Origin of the sequence: Embleya sp. AB8, from assembly GCF_049739465.1 — a bacterium.
Lineage (GTDB): Bacteria > Actinomycetota > Actinomycetes > Streptomycetales > Streptomycetaceae > Embleya.
This window is the reverse complement of sequence record NZ_JBMHHY010000048.1, coordinates 1-16,231: the sequence shown is the minus strand read 5'-3', so window position 1 is coordinate 16,231 and position 16,231 is coordinate 1. Positions and strand designations below refer to the sequence as shown.

At 67.0% G+C, this 16,231-nt stretch carries 17 protein-coding genes; 10 read left to right on the top strand and 7 right to left on the bottom strand.

Going from position 1 to position 16,231, the window contains the following annotated elements; genetic code table 11:
* The first annotated feature begins 20 nt into the window (after positions 1–20).
* Entirely contained in the window at positions 21–1,037 is a 1,017-nt protein-coding gene (gene ccsB / locus ABIA38_RS43100) for a c-type cytochrome biogenesis protein CcsB (protein WP_424644531.1), read from the top strand.
* A 100-nt stretch (positions 1,038–1,137) separates the two neighbouring features.
* Here ccsB and ABIA38_RS43095 read toward each other — a convergent pair whose 3' ends face one another.
* The 3 genes from ABIA38_RS43095 to ABIA38_RS43085 all read right to left on the bottom strand — a co-directional run bounded on the left by ABIA38_RS43095 (position 1,138) and on the right by ABIA38_RS43085 (position 3,418).
* Positions 1,138–1,665 carry a hypothetical protein gene (locus tag ABIA38_RS43095; protein ID WP_424644495.1) on the bottom strand — a complete coding sequence of 176 codons (528 nt, stop codon included), beginning with the start codon at positions 1,663–1,665 and terminating at the stop codon, positions 1,138–1,140.
* Between the two features lie 173 nt (positions 1,666–1,838).
* Complete coding sequence (locus ABIA38_RS43090) at positions 1,839–3,002, bottom strand: endonuclease/exonuclease/phosphatase family protein (RefSeq protein WP_424644494.1); 1,164 nt, start codon at positions 3,000–3,002, stop codon at positions 1,839–1,841.
* On the bottom strand, positions 2,999–3,418 hold the full coding sequence (locus ABIA38_RS43085; RefSeq protein ID WP_424644493.1) for an ATP-binding protein: 420 nt from the start codon (positions 3,416–3,418) through the stop codon (positions 2,999–3,001). Before ABIA38_RS43085 ends, ABIA38_RS43090 begins: the two co-directional genes overlap by 4 nt.
* 268 nt (positions 3,419–3,686) lie before the next feature.
* Between ABIA38_RS43085 and ABIA38_RS43080 the strand changes: the two genes are divergently transcribed.
* The 5 genes from ABIA38_RS43080 to ABIA38_RS43060 all read left to right on the top strand — a co-directional run bounded on the left by ABIA38_RS43080 (position 3,687) and on the right by ABIA38_RS43060 (position 7,306).
* Positions 3,687–4,541, top strand: coding sequence for a helix-turn-helix domain-containing protein (locus ABIA38_RS43080; RefSeq protein WP_424644492.1), 855 nt, complete (start codon positions 3,687–3,689; stop codon positions 4,539–4,541).
* A complete protein-coding gene (locus ABIA38_RS43075) occupies positions 4,538–4,747 on the top strand; it encodes a DUF397 domain-containing protein (protein WP_424644491.1) in 210 nt (69 codons plus the stop codon). The genes ABIA38_RS43080 and ABIA38_RS43075 overlap by 4 nt, the downstream gene beginning before the upstream one ends.
* Before the next feature lie 248 nt (positions 4,748–4,995).
* A complete protein-coding gene (tgmA, locus tag ABIA38_RS43070; protein ID WP_424644490.1) occupies positions 4,996–5,199 on the top strand; it encodes a putative ATP-grasp-modified RiPP in 204 nt (67 codons plus the stop codon).
* The gene (gene tgmB / locus ABIA38_RS43065; RefSeq protein ID WP_424644489.1) at positions 5,196–6,173 is read left to right on the top strand and encodes an ATP-grasp ribosomal peptide maturase; all 978 of its coding nucleotides are present in this window, start codon (positions 5,196–5,198) and stop codon (positions 6,171–6,173) included. Before tgmA ends, tgmB begins: the two co-directional genes overlap by 4 nt.
* Entirely contained in the window at positions 6,170–7,306 is a 1,137-nt protein-coding gene (locus ABIA38_RS43060) for a methyltransferase domain-containing protein (RefSeq protein ID WP_424644488.1), read from the top strand. Before tgmB ends, ABIA38_RS43060 begins: the two co-directional genes overlap by 4 nt.
* 123 nt (positions 7,307–7,429) lie before the next feature.
* Here the strand turns inward: ABIA38_RS43060 and hisS are convergent, their stop codons facing one another.
* Positions 7,430–8,740, bottom strand: a complete 1,311-nt coding sequence (gene hisS, locus ABIA38_RS43055; protein ID WP_424644487.1) for a histidine--tRNA ligase — start codon at positions 8,738–8,740, stop codon at positions 7,430–7,432.
* Positions 8,741–8,875: 135 nt separating this feature from the next.
* Between hisS and ABIA38_RS43050 the strand changes: the two genes are divergently transcribed.
* From ABIA38_RS43050 to ABIA38_RS43035, 4 genes are all read left to right on the top strand, one after another.
* The gene (locus tag ABIA38_RS43050) at positions 8,876–9,100 is read left to right on the top strand and encodes a hypothetical protein (RefSeq protein WP_424644486.1); all 225 of its coding nucleotides are present in this window, start codon (positions 8,876–8,878) and stop codon (positions 9,098–9,100) included.
* Positions 9,097–10,203, top strand: coding sequence for a methyltransferase domain-containing protein (locus ABIA38_RS43045; RefSeq protein WP_424644485.1), 1,107 nt, complete (start codon positions 9,097–9,099; stop codon positions 10,201–10,203). The genes ABIA38_RS43050 and ABIA38_RS43045 overlap by 4 nt, the downstream gene beginning before the upstream one ends.
* Positions 10,204–10,368: 165 nt before the next feature.
* Complete coding sequence (locus ABIA38_RS43040; RefSeq protein ID WP_424644484.1) at positions 10,369–11,169, top strand: phosphotransferase; 801 nt, start codon at positions 10,369–10,371, stop codon at positions 11,167–11,169.
* Positions 11,170–12,834: 1,665 nt separating this feature from the next.
* Positions 12,835–13,368, top strand: a complete 534-nt coding sequence (locus tag ABIA38_RS43035) for a hypothetical protein (protein WP_424644483.1) — start codon at positions 12,835–12,837, stop codon at positions 13,366–13,368.
* Positions 13,369–13,504: 136 nt separating this feature from the next.
* On the opposite strand, the gene ABIA38_RS43030 is transcribed toward ABIA38_RS43035, so the two are convergent.
* The 3 genes from ABIA38_RS43030 to ABIA38_RS43020 all read right to left on the bottom strand — a co-directional run bounded on the left by ABIA38_RS43030 (position 13,505) and on the right by ABIA38_RS43020 (position 16,037).
* Entirely contained in the window at positions 13,505–13,888 is a 384-nt protein-coding gene (locus ABIA38_RS43030; RefSeq protein ID WP_424644482.1) for a His/Gly/Thr/Pro-type tRNA ligase C-terminal domain-containing protein, read from the bottom strand.
* Between the two features lie 292 nt (positions 13,889–14,180).
* Positions 14,181–15,032, bottom strand: coding sequence for an oxidoreductase (locus tag ABIA38_RS43025; RefSeq protein ID WP_424644481.1), 852 nt, complete (start codon positions 15,030–15,032; stop codon positions 14,181–14,183).
* Positions 15,033–15,161: 129 nt separating this feature from the next.
* Positions 15,162–16,037, bottom strand: coding sequence for a helix-turn-helix transcriptional regulator (locus tag ABIA38_RS43020; RefSeq protein WP_424644480.1), 876 nt, complete (start codon positions 16,035–16,037; stop codon positions 15,162–15,164).
* Between the last annotated feature and the right edge of the window lie 194 nt (positions 16,038–16,231).

Sequence of the window (16,231 nt, the reverse complement as noted above, 5' to 3'; positions counted from 1 at the left end):
CCCAATTCAGCAATGTGCTGATGTATTCGGCGATCGCCGTCTACCTGATGGCGTTCTTCGCCTATTGCATGGAGTGGACCTTCGGCAGCAGCGGGACGGTGGCCAAACGCTCCGCCGACCTGTCGGTCGAGGTCCTCGAGCCGGCCGCCGCGGGCGCGGCCGGCGGGGTCGCGCTGGCCGAACGGCCGGTGGTGATCCTGCGCGAGGGCGGGCACGACGGGGCCGGCGCGGACGACCAGGGCAGCGTGGCGGGCGGCAGCGAGCGGGCCGACCGGATCGGTCGGGTGGCGATCTCGCTGACCGTGCTCGGCTTCCTGCTGCACGCCGGATCCGTGCTGACCCGCGGCATCTCGGTGGAGCGGGCGCCGTGGGGCAACATGTACGAGTTCTCCACGGCCGTGTCGATGGTGGTGATCGCGGCGTTCCTGGTGCTGCTGTGGAAGTATCCGGTGCGCTGGCTGGGCCTGTTTGTCACCCTGCCGGTGCTCACCACGCTCGGCATTGCGGTGGCGGTGCTCTACACCGACTCCGAGCAACTGGTCCCGGCGCTGGACTCGTACTGGTTGTGGATCCACGTCGCGTCCGCGATCGTCTCCTTCGGCGCCTTCCACATCGGCGCGCTGGCCTCGATCCTGTTCCTGTTCAAGCAGCGCTACGAACGCCGGTTGGCCGACCCGAGCAACACCAAGGTGGGCCGCTTCGACGACCAGTTGGCCCGGCTGCCGAGCGCTGCGTCGCTGGACAAGACCGCCTACCGGGTCAACGCGATCATCTTCCCGCTGTGGACGTTCGCGATCGTCTGCGGCGCGATCTGGGCGGAGAACGCGTGGGGCCGCTACTGGGGTTGGGACCCCAAGGAGGTCTGGTCCTTCATCACGTGGGTGGCCTACGCGGCCTACCTGCACGCACGCGCCACGGCCGGCTGGAAGGGTACGAAGGCGGCGGCGGTGTCGCTGGTGGCCTTCGCGTGCTTCCTGTTCAACTACTACGGCGTCAACATCTTCGTGAACGGCCTGCACTCGTACGCGGGCGTCTGAGCGGTTGCTTCAAGCGGGTCGGCCCCGTCGCCTCGAGGGCGAGGGGGCCGACCCGAGCTGTTTGCCGAGGTTGACGGGTAGGCGTGCCAACCGCTTGAAATCAGGGCTTGCCGGTGTCGATCCCGTACACGTTCCGCAGGATGTTGATCCCCCTCGTGGCGTCGGCAAGCGTCGAGGGCACGTCCTCGCCGGTCATGATTCGACGTACGGCCTCCCCACGCCAGCCATCCGGGAGCGCGGCCAAGCTCCGACCGATCTCCTCGGCGTATCGCGCGTCCTTCGCCCGCTTCCCATGCTTCCAGCCGTCGCACAGGTCGGCGACGTGGCGCAAGTGGTCGGCGAGTCGGCGGATGGAGACGCCCTCCCGTTCGTAATCCAAGCGGGCTTCGGTCAGGCCTGCCAGCTCATGTCCCGAGGTCATCGCCCAGTGCACTGCGGCCTGTTCGCTCGCAGGCAGGCTTTCCCATAGGCGGTTGGCCACCAGCCGGTCCTGCATGATCGGACCGGCGCTACGAGCCGTCTCCGCGATTTCCGGCCAGGGCTCCAGCTTCCACCGCCACAGCGTTGCGGACATCTCCCGGAGAGCGAGCGCGTCTTCGCCTCCCGTGGCTTCCTGGGCGTCGGTCATGATGTACCCACCATCGCGATCTCGATGTCGTGGTCGATTCCAATAGCTGCCGGCGTGGCGGTGGTTCGCCGCGAGCCGCTCGCCGGGACTGGCTTTGTACGAGCCCCGCTTCCGCGTCCGGGATGTCGCGCCCGCAGCGGAGCGGATCGGAGTGTCAGGATCACGCGTGGGCGTCATCCTTGGATTTCGATCACCGCGTAGGCGGGCAGGTGTTCGGAGAGTTGATGCACTGTCGGTTCATCGACGACGCCCGCAGCACGGAACTTCAGTCCGGCGCCGAGAATGAGACCGCTTCGGCGAAGGATGTCGTCTTCCTTCTTCTCGTTCCGGTAGCCGACCGTATTTCGGCCGTGCGGCAGACCCTCGAACGGGTCGACGAACCCGGCCCGCACGAGCACGCGGATTGTTCGGCGATCGGTGAGGCCGAACACCCCTTCGTCGAGGCACAGTCGGTGACGCGGGTGAAGGTGGTCGGGCAGCCTCGACCAGTCGGGGTCCGGGTCGTTGGCCCCGATCGTGTTGAGGTCGCCGAGTAGGAGCGTGCACTGGCCAGGCGTTGCGTATTCGGTGAGCCACCGTGCTTCGCCATCTCGATCGTCGTCGTCGGAGGAGGGGGCGAGGTGGGTGTTCAGCACAGTGAGTGGCTCGCCGGTGGCCGGGACAACGAACTCGACGCGCTGGAGAGCGTGGTGAAACGCGCCCTCGGCCGCGTCCGCCGTGTAGTTCACCCGTGTGAGCTTGTCGGGTTTCCACGCGAGCATGAGGTGACACCGCCCGCTCGCCGAGCGGGCCAGGGCGGACTGCATGCCGAGTTCGTTCGCGATCAGGCACTCGAGCGCGTGGTCGTCGCGGTCGCCGTCCTTGACCTCTTGTAGGGCAACGAGATCCAGGTCCATGGCGCGCAACATGGCCAGTTGAGCCGGCAGACGTGGCCCGCCACCCTCGAAGAGGTTGTACGTCCCCACCCGAAGTGTCGTCATCATGCTCCCTTCTTTGCTCTGCCGCGCGCTTCGCAGGACGCGCTCGAACTCCGCGTACGCCTCCGAAACGCGCTTCAGCGACGCCTCGACGTCGTACTCCTCCTCCTTCTCCCCTTCCTTCTCCTGCTTGGCTTTCGCGGAGTCGAAGCCGCCAAGCAGATCGGCGCGGTACTCGTCGAGCGTGCGATGAAGCTTGCGGTAGCGCACGTGTACGTCCCACCACTCCCGGATCGCACCGGCGGCCCCATCGAGGAGCCGAGCGTGGGGAGTTGGGCGCGACGGGTCCAGGATGCGTCGAGTGTTTCGCGCGTAGCCGGCGGCAGCCGCTTCGGCTGCGCGCGAGAGCCGTCGCTTCATGCCGCATCACCTGCGGCCGGGATCGTGCACCACGTACATGAGCCGTCGCGCCCCCAGGCGTCGGACAACGCCTGGACGATCATCAGGCCACGGCCGTCTTCCGCGTCCTGGTCGAAGGGCCGAACGTTGGGCTGACCATCCGCATGGTCATCGACCTCGATGCGGATCTCCCCGGACTCAGCGCAGACGAGCCTGAACGTAACCGTGGTGGCCTGCGCGTGCTTGATGGCATTCGTGACTAGTTCGCTGACAACCACACAAGCCAGGTAGATGGCATCGGAGTTGCGGTGGCCGCAGTGGTGGAGCTGCGCACTGGTGAGTGTGCGCATCTGTTCGACGCGTTGCGGGTGTGCCTCGAACTCGACCTCGATGTAGCCGCGTTCGATCCGCGCGACGGCTGTTACGGGTGAGGGCACGAGAGTTGGTGGTGGTCCCACCGATAGCTGTCGTTGAAGCACAGCCAGACGCCTCCAAAGGAACATGCGCGAGCAGTAACGAGCAGGCGGCACGATCTTCTGGATCGGTTGCCCGGCGTGTGGTAGTGATCACTACATGTAGTGCTGGTTGTGCAACCATCTCTACTGAGATTTCCGTTTGCAACACACATCAGTCAAGTGCGGGTAAAATCTACCGCTGTCATGTGCGCCCGCGCTTCACTGTGTGCTGACCAGGGAGGGACAACAGATGCCCACGACACCGATGTTGGCTCGACGGAGACTCGGCAACGAACTCCGCACGTTGCGAGAGCTGCGGCGACTCACGATCGAGGAGGTGGGGTCGCAGCTCGGGTGGCACAAGTCGAAGGTTTCGCGCATCGAGAACGCGCAGTCCGGCATCACCCGTCGCGATCTGTACAAGCTCATGGAGCTGTACGAGGTCGACTCGGACGGCCGGGACAAGTGCGAAGCACTGGTGGCGGATGGGCGAGAGCGCTCGTGGTGGGCAGTTGCGCCGTATGCCGACGTCCTCAACAACGACTACCAGGAGCAGATCGGGCTTGAGGCGGAAGCCGCTGCGGCGTGGGAGTACCAACCGCTGCTCATTCCAGGCTTGTTGCAGACGGCCGACTACTCGCGGGCGGTCATCGGGAGCGGGCCGTTCGTTCAGGATGAGGAGGACATCGAAACGCTCGTGGAGGTACGCCAGCGGCGCCAGCGCGTGTTGCTCACCGAGGACGACCCCGTGGAGTACTCGGGCGTGATCACCATGGCGGCCCTCATGTACGAGGTCGGCGGGAAACAGGCACTGCGCGCCCAACTCGCTCACCTGCTGGACGTGGCCGAGCGACCCAACGTCACGGTGCAGGTGATTCCTTATGACGCTATGGCGCCGTCGAGTGCCGGTCTGACGCTCCTGCATTTTCGAGACGCTCAGGATCCGAGCGTTGCCTTCGTGGACACTGTGTCTGTGAGCTTTCAGCGGGATAATGCCCGTGAGATCCGGCGGTACGTACGGTTCTTCGAGTACCTGCGCACCAACGCTCTCGATAGCCAGAACACCCAAGCGATCATCAAGAAGCGACTGGAAGACCTCAAGTGACTCAGCTTCCCCCCGTCGTGCAGCAGGCGTCCGAGTACGGCCACCTGACCTGGTTCAAGAGCATCCGTAGTGCCCAGCAGAACGGCTGTGTTTCGGTGGCGCACACGGACGTCCAGACGGCCGTTCGTGACAGCAAGAACCCCACAGGGCCCGCCTTCGCGGTCCGGTCCGACGCCTGGACGTCGTTCATCGCCGCAGTTCGCTGACCTTCGGGAACGCGAAAGCCCCTCCTTTGGAGGGGCTTTCGCTTTTTGTGGCACTGCTTGTCGCAAACAGGATGAAGAATATTAGTTGCAAACAGCCTTCATGTTGATCTTCTGTAGCGGTATCGTCACACACAGACATGGTCGAGGTGTTCGGCGCCGACGACTGCACGGGTCTGGGCCCGCGAGCCGACTCATTGACTCCCCACGGCAGTTGCGGTGGGGCTGGGTAACTACGCCAGGGAGAAGACATGTCGCTACCCACACCGTTCGGCGTGCGCCACCTGAACGAGGTCGAGGTCCCGGCGCAGCCGGCGCCGGGCATGCACTACGACCCGCAACTCCAGATCGGCGTGACCGCCGAGGGCAACCCGTGGCACGCCCTGATGCCCGGGGACACGAAGACCGCGACACACTTGGATGGAAAGTCCGACGAGGGCACCGACCTGTGGTGAAAAGCGGCACCGGGACGGTCGTTGTCATCACGGCGCAGCACGATGCAACCGCAGATCCGGTTGTGTTGGCACTGAGCGAGCGCGGTGTCGACGTGGTGCGATTCGACACGGCCGAGTTCCCCGCTCGCGCCACCCTCGCCGCCTCCCTGACGGGGAGCGGCTGGGGTGGCGCCCTCCACGTCGGCACGCGAACAATCGACCTGGACAGCGTCACGAGCGTGTGGTGGCGGCGACCAGGCGAGTTCCGGCTACCGGAAGAGTGGACTGCCACCACCCGTGCATTCGCTGCGTCCGAAGCCCGCGCCGGCCTGCTGGGTGTGCTCGGCTCGCTGCCCGTGCGGTGGATCAACCACCCTGCGGCCAACCTGGCCGTGAACTACAAACCGATGCAACTGGCCGTCGCCGCAACCGCAGGCCTCGATCCTCCGGCAACGATCATCACCACCGATCCGATACAAGCCCGGACGTTCACCGAGTACCACAATGCCGCAGGGCGCGAGGTCATCTACAAGGCTCTTGGCGGAGGTGTGTACACCGCCGACTCAGCGGCAGCGATCCCCACGACGGTGGTGGATCCGGCCACCCTTGACGACTCGATCTCATCGACTGCCGTACTCCTCCAGGAACGGATCAAGAAGGCGTACGAGGTACGGCTCACCGTCGTAGGTCGGCGTATGTTCGCCGCAGCGATCCATGCCGGAAGTGACGCAACGCGCCTCGATTTCCGGGCGGACTACGGCGCGCTGACATATGGCCGAGTGTCCATCCCCGAGAGGATCGTCACCGGAGTGACGGCCTTGATGGAACGCTTCGGCCTGCTCTTCGGGGCGTTGGACTTCGCGGTTTCCCCGGACGGCCGGTGGCGTTTCTTCGAGATCAACGCCAACGGCCAGTATCACTGGCTCGAACAGCATCTCCCCGACCTGGGCATTACCGATGCCTTGGTAGACGCTCTCTCGGAAGGGCATGCATGACCTGGAACGACGCTGCGGCAAAGCTGGCGGGTGCGGTTGCGGCCAACTCACCCTGGAGCGAAGCGGTTGCCTGCACGCCGCGTCATCTCCTCGTACCGAACTGGTGGGAGCAGGACGGCCTTCAATGGCGTCGCCATCGAGGCGTCGTCGACACGGCGTCCTGGACCAACGCGGCATACGACAACCGAACGCTTGTGACACAGGTCGGGGACGTGCACGCCGATACGGCCGGTGACGATGTGGCGCCGCCGTCCGACCGACCCCCCACCTCGTCATCGACATTGCCTTCGCTCGTGCTCCGGATGTTCGACGTCGCGGAGATCGAAGAGGGTATGCGGGTGCTCGACCTCGGTACCGGCAGCGGCTACTCGGCCGCCCTGCTCGGCCGCCGCCTTGGGGACGGTCACGTGTTGTCGGTCGATGTGGACGACTACCTGGTGAATGCCGCCCGTCAGCGCCTCGGCGCTTTTGGTCGGGCCCCGCGAATGTCCGCCATCGACGCGACCCGGGATCTTCCCGAGGACGGGTTCGACCGTGCCGTGGCGATGTTCTCGACGCGGACCATTCCTTCGACGTGGTTGGCGGCCGTACGAAGTGGCGGCATCATCTCGACCACGCTCGCCGGAACCTCCCTCCATCTCCGGGTGGTCGTGACCGATGCGACGCACGCCGAGGGTCGTATCGCCTCACACGAGGCACAGTTCATGCGGGTACGCAGCGGCCCCGAGGACGGGTCCGCCATGCATCGCGTGTACCTCTCCGCACGAACCGCCGAAGGCGATGAAGTCCGCTCGCTCGACGGCGGCTTGCCGGATCTGCGGACCGACTGGCGGCTCGGCCTACTCCTGGAACTGCTGGAACCGGCCATCGACCATCGCTCGATCGATCTCGACGACCGCTCGATGGTGTGGCTGCTGCACCCCTCCGGCTCTTGGGCCCGTGCCGAAGTACCGAAGTCCGGTTTGCCCGTGGTGCATTCGTCGGGTCCGTTGGACCTGTGGGGGCAACTCGAACGCGCGCGGCACCTGATCGCGGAGTACGGACCGGTCGACCCCGGCTCGCTCCGGATGGAGATCGCCTCCGGCGATCAGCAAATCGTTTGGCCCGCAGCCGGCTTGTCACTCCCTCTTTGACAAGGATCGTCGTGGGGGCCGACGACCCTGACCACCTGCGGCTCTCCCCCTACACCGGGCGGCGGGCACGGACTCAATGGAGGGCCTGAAACTCCTCGATCAGCCGTACCGCGTCGCGTTCGACTACTTGGTGAAGAACTCGGCGACCCGGGCAACCGGGTGTGTGGTCTGTTCACCGGATGTCATGTCGCGAACGATCACTTCGCCGGCTGCTTGTTCGCGGTCGCCATGGATGAGACAGAACCGTGCGCCTTCGGCCGCTGCCCACTTCAGTTGGCGTGCGAGTTTGCCGCTCGAACCCAGGTAGACGCCCGTACGCAGCCCGGCGCGGCGGACTGCGGCAGCCATCCGAAACGCCGCGTCGGCCTGGTCGTCACCGAGCACGGTCACCGCGACATCCAGCGCCGGAGCAGGCTTTTCGCCGGCCGACGGCAGCAGGGGAAGGATTCGTTCGATTCCCAACGACCCACCACAGGCGGGTGTTTCAGCGCCGCCGGACATGCGTGCGATGAGGCCGTCGTACCGGCCGCCCGAGGCGATCGAACCGGGCATGCCCGGCGCCGTCACCTCGTAGATGACGCCCGTGTAGTAGTCGAGACCCCGAACCAGGCTCGGCACGAAGCCGATGCGCTCGCGCGGGACAGTACCGGACAGCAGATCGAGAAGCCGATCGACCTCGGCCAACCCTTCCTGTCCGATCGCGCTGTTCGTCAACTCCTTGCGAATGCGCGCGATGGAGTCGGACGCAGTGAGGTCTGCAACCAGGCTGCTCGCGGTTGATTCGGACAGGCCGCGGCCTTCGACCAGTTCCTGTACGACCGCTTCCGGGCGTAGCTTGTCGAGCTTGTCCAGCGTGATCAGCACACCCCCGCCGGCGTCGGCCGGCACCTCGTACACCTCCAACAACCCCACGAGCACCTTGCGACTGTTGACCAGGAACCGGAACTCGGGAACGCCGAGCGTGTCCAGTGCTTCGTGGAGAGCGGACACGATCTCGGCGTCGGCCAGTGGGGACGCCGTCCCCACGACGTCCAGGTCACATTGGACGAACTCCCGGAATCGACCCTTGCCCGGTCGGTCGGCGCGCCATACGGGCGCCAGCGCGTACCGCTTGTACGGCGTCGGAAGTTGGCTTCCGTACGCTGCGACGACCCGCGCAAGAGGGACCGTGTGGTCATAGCGAAGCGCCAGATCCGCTTCCCCGGTCGCTTCGTGCTCCCCACGCCGAAGGATCTTGAAGACAAGCTTGTCGCCTTCGTCGCCGTACTTGCCCGTCAGGACTTCGAGCCGCTCGAACGCGGGAGTCTGTAGAGGCTGGAAGCCGTACCGAGCAAAGACGTCCCGGACCGTGGCGAACGCTTGTTCGCGGATTTCGGATTCGGCAGCGAGGAAATCCCGGGTGCCGGACGGGGGAAGGAAGCTTTCGGTTGCCATGGGGTAGATGATTCCGCATCTCGGGCAGGCAACCGACGGCTTCGGGCCGCGTGCATGGTTCGGCAAGCAGGCGCGGCCATCGGGCCGCCACCAGGCCGCCGGCAGCCCATCCACCACCCGGCCGGCCGGGACGCGGTGAGCTACACGTTCGGGACGCTGCCGGACGTGGTGCAGGGAGTAATCGGGACCGTAACCCGAGGCTTCGGTTTGGCGTTCGCCGCTTGGGATCTCGTACGGGACGAGACTGGCACGGTGTGGGTGCTGGAGATGAACCCGAATGGGCAGTGGGCCTTCACACCTGATCGTGACGACATCTGCCGAGCCATCGCCGACTATTTGGAGGAAGTCGCAAGCACATGAAGACACTCGACGAAGAGGCAACCGCTCGGCGCGAAGCCATGGTTGACGAGTTGATCGCCGGCGGCCATGCGCTCCGGTCCGATGTGGCCGCCGCGTTCCGAGCCGAGCCCCGGCACGTCTACGTAAGTCGATTCACGCGCAGCCATCAAGTCGATGGCGAGTGGGAGTCCGAGGAGGTGAACGACGCACACCCGGAATGGCTGGCCGAGGTCTATCGCGACCAGGTGCTCCTCACCTCGACGTGGCCCGCTATGTCCTCGTCCACGGTTCCGTCGATCATGGCCGACATGTTGGACGCCCTCGATACGCGTGCCGGCATGGCAGTGACCGAGATCGGCGCGGGAACCGGCTACAACGCCGGCCTCCTGGGGCGTCTCGTGGGAGACGAAAACGTTCTCTCCGTGGACGTTGCCCCGGAGCTGGTTTCCGCTGCGCAAGCGGCTCTTCAGGCCGCTGGACACGGCAGGATCACCGTTGTCTGCGGCGACGGCGCAAGCGCCGGTGTGGTGCGGCCCGACAGCACTGATCGCCTGATCGCCACCTGTGGTGTGAGCAGCCTTCCGAACGCATGGCGCAACGCCGTTCGACCCGGCGGCGTGATCGTCGCCCCGTTCGGTGCCGGTGTCGCCGTCCTCGACGTGGACGAGCAACACGGCGCTCAGGGGCGGTTCCTGCCGATAGGGGCTTGGTTCATGCAACTGCGCCCGGTAGACGGCGCACCGTTGATGCCACGTCCCGACGATCCCGAGGGGCCCAAGGAGCCCTGTGCAATGCCGGTGTCGGCGTGGAACGACGACGAGTTCACGTTCCTGGTGTCGTTCCGGCTGAGCCTGGCCGACATCCTGACGGATGCCTCACCGGATGCGCTGACCGTCTGGCACAGGGACGGCTCGATCGCGACCATCACCGCGGACGGACTCGCAGGTCAGGCGGGGCCGCGACAGCTGGCCGATCTACTGGGCCGCCTCTGGAACGACTACCAGGCGCACGCCCGGCCGTCGCGCGACGCCTACCGAATCGCGGTCACCGCCGACGGGGTACACACAGTGATCGCCGGGTGCGCAGGCGGGGATTGGGTGATTTGCCCGCCCTATGCCGAGTAGGTTTCGCGCAGCGAGGATGCTTCGATCAGCCGCGACGCCTCGCGGCGGGGGACTCCTACACAGGGTCCGCGGGGTCGCCATACCCGTCGATCACCTTGGCGAAGTAGACACGGGCCAATACCCGGCCCTCAGGTTCCGAGTGCTCCCCGAGGAACTGAAGGACACATGAGTCCCGAGCCGTCTGTTTCAGAGCTTCGGAGGCTGATTCACCCACACACGGGGGACCTGGCCGACGTTCGGCGCACCGAGCGAGGGTTCAGCTCGAACCTCACCGCCCTGGTCACGTGCGAGAACGGGCCCTTCTTCATCAAGGTCGTCCGGAACCGGCCGGGGGGACGGCGTGACTCCATCGTGCGGGAACGCCTCATCAATCCAACGGTGTTGCTGCTCTCCCCGGCGCTGCGGTGGCACGCGGAAGACGACGCCTGGATTGCTCTGGGCTTCGATGCCGTCGACGGGCGCTCGTCCGACTTCGCACCGAACTCGCCCGATCTTCCCGCAGTTGTCGCCATCCTCAGCCGAATCGGTGACGTGGATCTGCCCGAGGTGGCGCGCAACTGGCCGGAGTCCCGGTGGGATCGGTTCGCGCTGGACGAGAGGGAGGCTGCTCTCTTCCAGGGCGACGCATTGCTTCACACGGACATCAATCCGAGCAACCTCATGATCGGAACCGCGGACACCTGGGCTGTGGACTGGTCATGGCCGACACGCGGCGCCGGGTTCATCGACCCGGCCTGTTTGGTCGTGCAGTTGGTGGCCGCCGGGCACAGCGCCGGTTCGGCCGAATCCTGGGCCTCCGAGTGCACGGCCTGGGTCAAGGCGGACCCGGCCGCCGTCGATGCGTTCGCCGCGGCTACGTTGCGCATGTACCGCACGTTTGCCGACCGCAAGCCGGATGCTTCATGGCTCCGGGCAATGGTCGAGGCTGCCGAGTTGTGGACCTCTCACCGCGGGGTGACGGCATGACGGAATCGCGCGCCACCGACTCGATCGTCTGCCAAGGGATTAGTGGACCGTCGCTGCGCGCCGGGCTGTTTCTCCGGTCGGGTTCGCGTGGTTCGTGTCGGGGGCGGGTGTCGTCCTGGCTTGGGGTCTGCACGTCCCCTCCGGGGCCGGGGTCTTTGGTTCGGTGCTCCGCATCCGTGTTGCCCGTCCACTACGTGGCCGTTGCCGACCGGGACGGCTTCGCTGATTCGTGGTCGGGGGCGGTCGGCCGCTTGGCGTCGTGGTGTTGGGCTGGTGGGTGGTGGCCCTGGGTCGGTTCGGCGGGGCCGGGTCGTGGCAGGTGGCCGCCGTCTCGTCGTTGCTCGTCCCCTCCGGGGCCGGGGTCTTGCTTGGTGCTCCGCATCCGTTGTTGCCCGTCCACTACGTGGCCGTCACTGCCCTGGTCGACTTCCTCCGACTCGCGGTCGGGAGCCGTTGTCCGTTGGGCGTCGGGGTGTTCGGCCGCTGCGCAGGCGTGTTCCGGCCCTGTTGGGGTTGGGTGGCGCGTGTTGCGGTGTGCTGTGGACCGCCGGCTCGGGTTCTTGGGCCGGTGTGCGTCCGATGCTCGGTTCTCCGTCGGGGTGGCGGCCTTTTCTGCCGTCTCCTGCCTCGGTTTCGGCTCGGGGGGCACGAAACCCGCACTCGTCGGCCTGCGCGTGACCGGGCGCCGGGTAAAACCGCAGGTCACGCCCCGCCGCAAGCCTTGGGGATCTCGTCGCGCTCCGGTTTTGGACCTGATGGGAGCCGTGACGGGCTGCGGACGAGCTTGGCTCCGGTCACCGGGGCCGCCGCCGGGACAACGGCTCCCGACCGCGAGTCGGAGGAAGTCGACCAGGGCAGTGACGGCCACGTAGTGGACGGGCAACAACGGATGCGGAGCACCAAGCAAGACCCCGGCCCCGGAGGGGACGAGCAACGACGAGACGGCGGCCACCTGCCACGACCCGGCCCCGCCGAACCGACCCAGGGCCACCACCCACCAGCCCAACACCACGACGCCAAGCGGCCGACCGCCCCCGACCACGAATCAGCGAAGCCGTCCCGGTCGGCAACGGCCACGTAGTGGACGGGCAACACGGATGCGGAGCACCGAACCAAAGACCCCGGCCCCGGAGGGGACGTGCAGACCCCACGCCAGGACGACACCCGCCCCCGACACGAACCACGCGAACCCGACCGGAGAAACAGCCCGGCGCGCAGCGACGGTCCGAAACCGGCCGCGAAGCGGACGAGCAACCACGAGACGCGGGCAACCACCACGACCAGGCCAACGGCGAACCAGCCCGGCAACACGACGCCGAGCGGACAACCGCCCCTGGCGCGAATCAGGTAGGCCGACCCAGACGGCAACGGCCGCGTAGTGGACCGGCAACATGCCCGCGCCACAGGCTCGTTGCGCCACGAGCCCGACTGCGTCCCGAACCGTGGGGGCGGCCCTGAGCGATCTTGGAAGTCGTACGATCCGGTCTGTCGGATTGGGACGGTGTGCTTTCGGGGGAGCGGATGGCGTTTGTGGTGAGTGCCGCGTCGGGTACTGAGTTCGGGATTCGTGGGCGGTATCGGCCCCATGAGTTGCGGAAGTTGCCGCAGGATGTGTGGCAGGGGTCGGCTCTTGGGGTGCGGCGGCGTACGGCGTTTGAGGATTTGTTGCTCATTGAGCCTCAGCCGAGGGACAAGGGGACGTGGCACAAGGATTGGCGGCACCTGACGTTGTGGGCCGACCCCCGGCGTGAGGTGGCCGCGATCGTGGTGGAGACCGAGTCGGCGGATGATGCGGGTGCCGTCTATCGCATCGTCGGGGGCACCGGGGAGTTGCTGGGGCGGGTTACCCGGCGGCGGGGGAGTGTGTTCGGGTTTCGGCGGACCTCGTGGCGGGTCGAACTGCCGGATGGGGCGCCGATGTACGCGGTCAAGGGTGACGCGGTCGGCTGGTTCTGGTGGTGGTTGTTCTCGCCGGTGTGGGCGGTGATGGCGGCGGCGATTCTGTTCGGTGGGGAGTTTCCTCGGATGCCGATGAAGACGCGGTGGAGGCAGGGCGGGCAGGACGTGTTCCGCTTCTTGGGCGACGGCCTCGAGAACCGGTACCGGGTCGAGGTCGACTGGGCGGATGTTCGGGTTCTGCACGGCTTGGCCGCGTTGCATCACACCCACCCCACCCCGCTGAGCAATCTTGTCGTTTGATCGATATGGCAGGTGATGTCCGAGGCGCGTCCCATGTTGCTGCCGACTGGGCTTCGGGCGCCCATCGTCCGGGTCGACATTCCACTACGCGTGCCAGTTACCGCCTTTGAGCGCGGTGGGGCTGCGTCGTGTCCGACTACTTGGTGAAGAACGCGGCGACTTGGGCAACCGGGTGTGTGGTCTGTTCACCGGATGTCATGTCGCGAACGATCACTTCGCCGGCTGCTCGTTCGCGGTCGCCATGGATGAGACAGAACCGTGCGCCTTCGGCCGCTGCCCACTTCAGTTGGCGTGCGAGTTTGCCGCTCGAACCCAGGTAGACGCCCGTACGCAGCCCGGCGCGGCGGACTGCGGCAGCCATCCGGAACGCTGCGTCGGCCTGGTCGTCACCGAGCACGGTCACCGCGACATCCAGCGCCGGAGCAGGCTTCTCGCCGACCGACGACGACAGCGCTGCGGAAGGCCTTCGCGCTGTGTGCGGCGCTGGTGTACGGGCGTGGTCGACGCGTACGAGCAGCACAGTGCGGATACCCAGGGAAAGACCGGACTGCCGAGCCGACCGGGCAGGGTCGATCCCCCTCTTCAAGCGGGTCGGCCCCGTCGCCTCGAGGACGACGGGGCCGACCCGAGCTGCGCGTGGCTGCGGTAGCCGGACCCGATGTCCAAGCGCCGCGAGTTCGACCGGCTCCAGACGCCGGCCACGGCGGCGACGCCGGGACGGCGATCGCCACGGCGAGAGCGGCCCCCATGACCGGCCGTGCCGCGTGGGATGGCCCTCGTGGTCGGCGGCTGTCCTGGTGAATTGTCCCGTGTCAGGCGACTGTTACTCCGCCTTCGGTGGAGTCGGTGGAGCGGCTGAGTTCCGCCCAGGCGTCGAAGTCGTCCTGGACGCGTTGGCGCCCGGCAGCGACCAGGCGTAGCGCGTCCGAGCCGAGCAGGATGTGCACGGGGGGCTTCTCCGCGTCCAGGAGGGTGAGGATGGCGTCGGCCGCGCGATCGGGGTCGCCGATGCCCTGGCCCGCGAGGGCCTGGCGGCGGGTCCGGATCGGGTCGAACAGTGCGTCGTAGTCGGCGATGCTGCGAGGTGCGCGGACCAGTGACCTGCCTGCCCAGTCGGTCTTGAACGCGCCGGGAGCCACCGCGGTGACCCGTACGCCGAACTGGGTGACCTCTTGGGCGAGGGTGTCGGTGATGCCTTCCAGGGCGTGTTTGCTGCCTTCGTAGAACGCCAGTCCGGGAAAGGTGGTGTGCCCGCCCATCGAGGTGATGACGAAGATGTGGCCGCCGCGTCGTTCCCGCATGCCGGGTAGGACCGCTTTCACGGTCGCCACCGTGCCGAATACGTTGACCTCGAACTGGCGGCGCAGATCGGCCATCGACGATTCTTCGAAGGTGCCTTCGAGCCCGTAGCCGGCGTTGGCGACGAGCACTTCGATCGGGCCCAGTTCCGCTTCGACGGCCCGCACCGTGGGGTCGATCCGGTCCGCGTCGGACAGGTCGAGGACGAAGGGCCGGGCGCGGTCGGGGTCCAGTGCCCGGAAAGCGGCCGCGTGTTGCTCGGTGCGCACGGTGCCCGCGACCCGGTGCCCGGCCGCCAGGGCTCGCCGGGCGATGGCCAGGCCGAGGCCGGTGCTGACGCCGGTGATCAGGAATGTCTTGCTCACTGCGGGTGTCCTTTCGTGGACGGGTGTCGGGCCGCGGGGCGTGCGTGGGCACGGCGGCATGGACCCCGCGCGTTTGGCGGGGTCGGGTTCGGGTGGTGTCGGTGCCGGATCGCCCGGTTCGGGCGGTGGTCAGGACTCGGCGGCGGTGTCCCGGGTGGTCGCGGTGGCGGGTTCGCTGCCCCAGCTGGCCAGCAGTCGCAGGCGCTCCTGGGACGGCGAGCCGGCCGGCGCGGTGTAGACGACGAGGGATTGGCCCGGGTCGGCGACCGAGGTGAAGATCTCGTACTGCAGTTCCAAGTCACCGACGACGGGGTGATGGAGGCGTTTGAGGCCGGTGCTGCGTTCCTGGACGCGGTGTTCCGACCACCACGCCGGGAACTCGGGTGAGCGCATCATCAGCTCACCGATCAGGGTGGCGATGTGCTGGTTTCGCGGCTGGGCGGCGGCGGCCCGCCGCAACCCGTGCACGTAGTCGCGGGCGACGCGTTCCCAGTCGCACCACACCAGGCGGGCCCGCGGATCCAGCAACGTCCAGCGTGCCATGCTGCGTTCTTGGCGTGGCAGCTCGGCCACATCGGGAAACAACAACGCCCACATCGTGTTCCCGCCGACGACGGTGAGGTTGCGGTCGCTGACGAAGGCGGAAGCCAGATCCATCGACTCCAGCACCTGTCGCAGCGCCGGTCGTAGCCGAGACGAGTGCTCGGCCCGGTCCCGGTGCCCGGCCGTGGTGCCCGCGAGGGCGAACAGATGCCGCCGCTCGATGTCGTCGAACCGCAGCGCGTCGCAGAGCGCATGCAGTACCTGTTCGGACGGCTGCCGGGCGCGGCCCTGTTCCAGCCGGGTGTAGTACTCGGTACTCACTCCGGCCAGCTGCGCGACCTCAGCGCGCCGCAGACCGGCGACCCGGCGGCCGGCGCCGAACTCGACCGGCAGACCGATCTCATCCGGCGTGAGTCCGGCACGGCGGGCCCGCAGGAAGTCGCCCAAGTCGTTGTTGCCCATGCCCAAAGTCTGCTCTGCGCCCAGTCGATCACCAAGGGCATAGCCGGCCCTGCCAGTACTACACACATCGCTACACACATCGCTACACACATCGCTACATGGGCTTGATCCGTTTTGACGGACACCCTGGCTGAGGGGCTGCGGTCCCTTGGGGAGGATGTCCATCATGGAGAGCATGGGGAAGAAGAAGCCTC

What these genes read in the sequence shown, in the direction of transcription:
- ABIA38_RS43090 (WP_424644494.1), bottom strand. Translation starts at nt 3,002, where the DNA reads ATGAAGCGACGGCTCTCGCGCGCAGCCGAAGCGGCTGCCGCCGGCTAC.
- ccsB (WP_424644531.1), top strand. Translation starts at nt 21, where the DNA reads ATGTATTCGGCGATCGCCGTCTACCTGATGGCGTTCTTCGCCTATTGC.
- ABIA38_RS43020 (WP_424644480.1), bottom strand. Translation starts at nt 16,037, where the DNA reads ATGGGCAACAACGACTTGGGCGACTTCCTGCGGGCCCGCCGTGCCGGA.
- ABIA38_RS43045 (WP_424644485.1), top strand. Translation starts at nt 9,097, where the DNA reads ATGAAGACACTCGACGAAGAGGCAACCGCTCGGCGCGAAGCCATGGTT.
- ABIA38_RS43095 (WP_424644495.1), bottom strand. Translation starts at nt 1,665, where the DNA reads ATGACCGACGCCCAGGAAGCCACGGGAGGCGAAGACGCGCTCGCTCTC.
- ABIA38_RS43040 (WP_424644484.1), top strand. Translation starts at nt 10,369, where the DNA reads ATGAGTCCCGAGCCGTCTGTTTCAGAGCTTCGGAGGCTGATTCACCCA.
- hisS (WP_424644487.1), bottom strand. Translation starts at nt 8,740, where the DNA reads ATGGCAACCGAAAGCTTCCTTCCCCCGTCCGGCACCCGGGATTTCCTC.
- ABIA38_RS43080 (WP_424644492.1), top strand. Translation starts at nt 3,687, where the DNA reads ATGCCCACGACACCGATGTTGGCTCGACGGAGACTCGGCAACGAACTC.
- ABIA38_RS43060 (WP_424644488.1), top strand. Translation starts at nt 6,170, where the DNA reads ATGACCTGGAACGACGCTGCGGCAAAGCTGGCGGGTGCGGTTGCGGCC.
- tgmA (WP_424644490.1), top strand. Translation starts at nt 4,996, where the DNA reads ATGTCGCTACCCACACCGTTCGGCGTGCGCCACCTGAACGAGGTCGAG.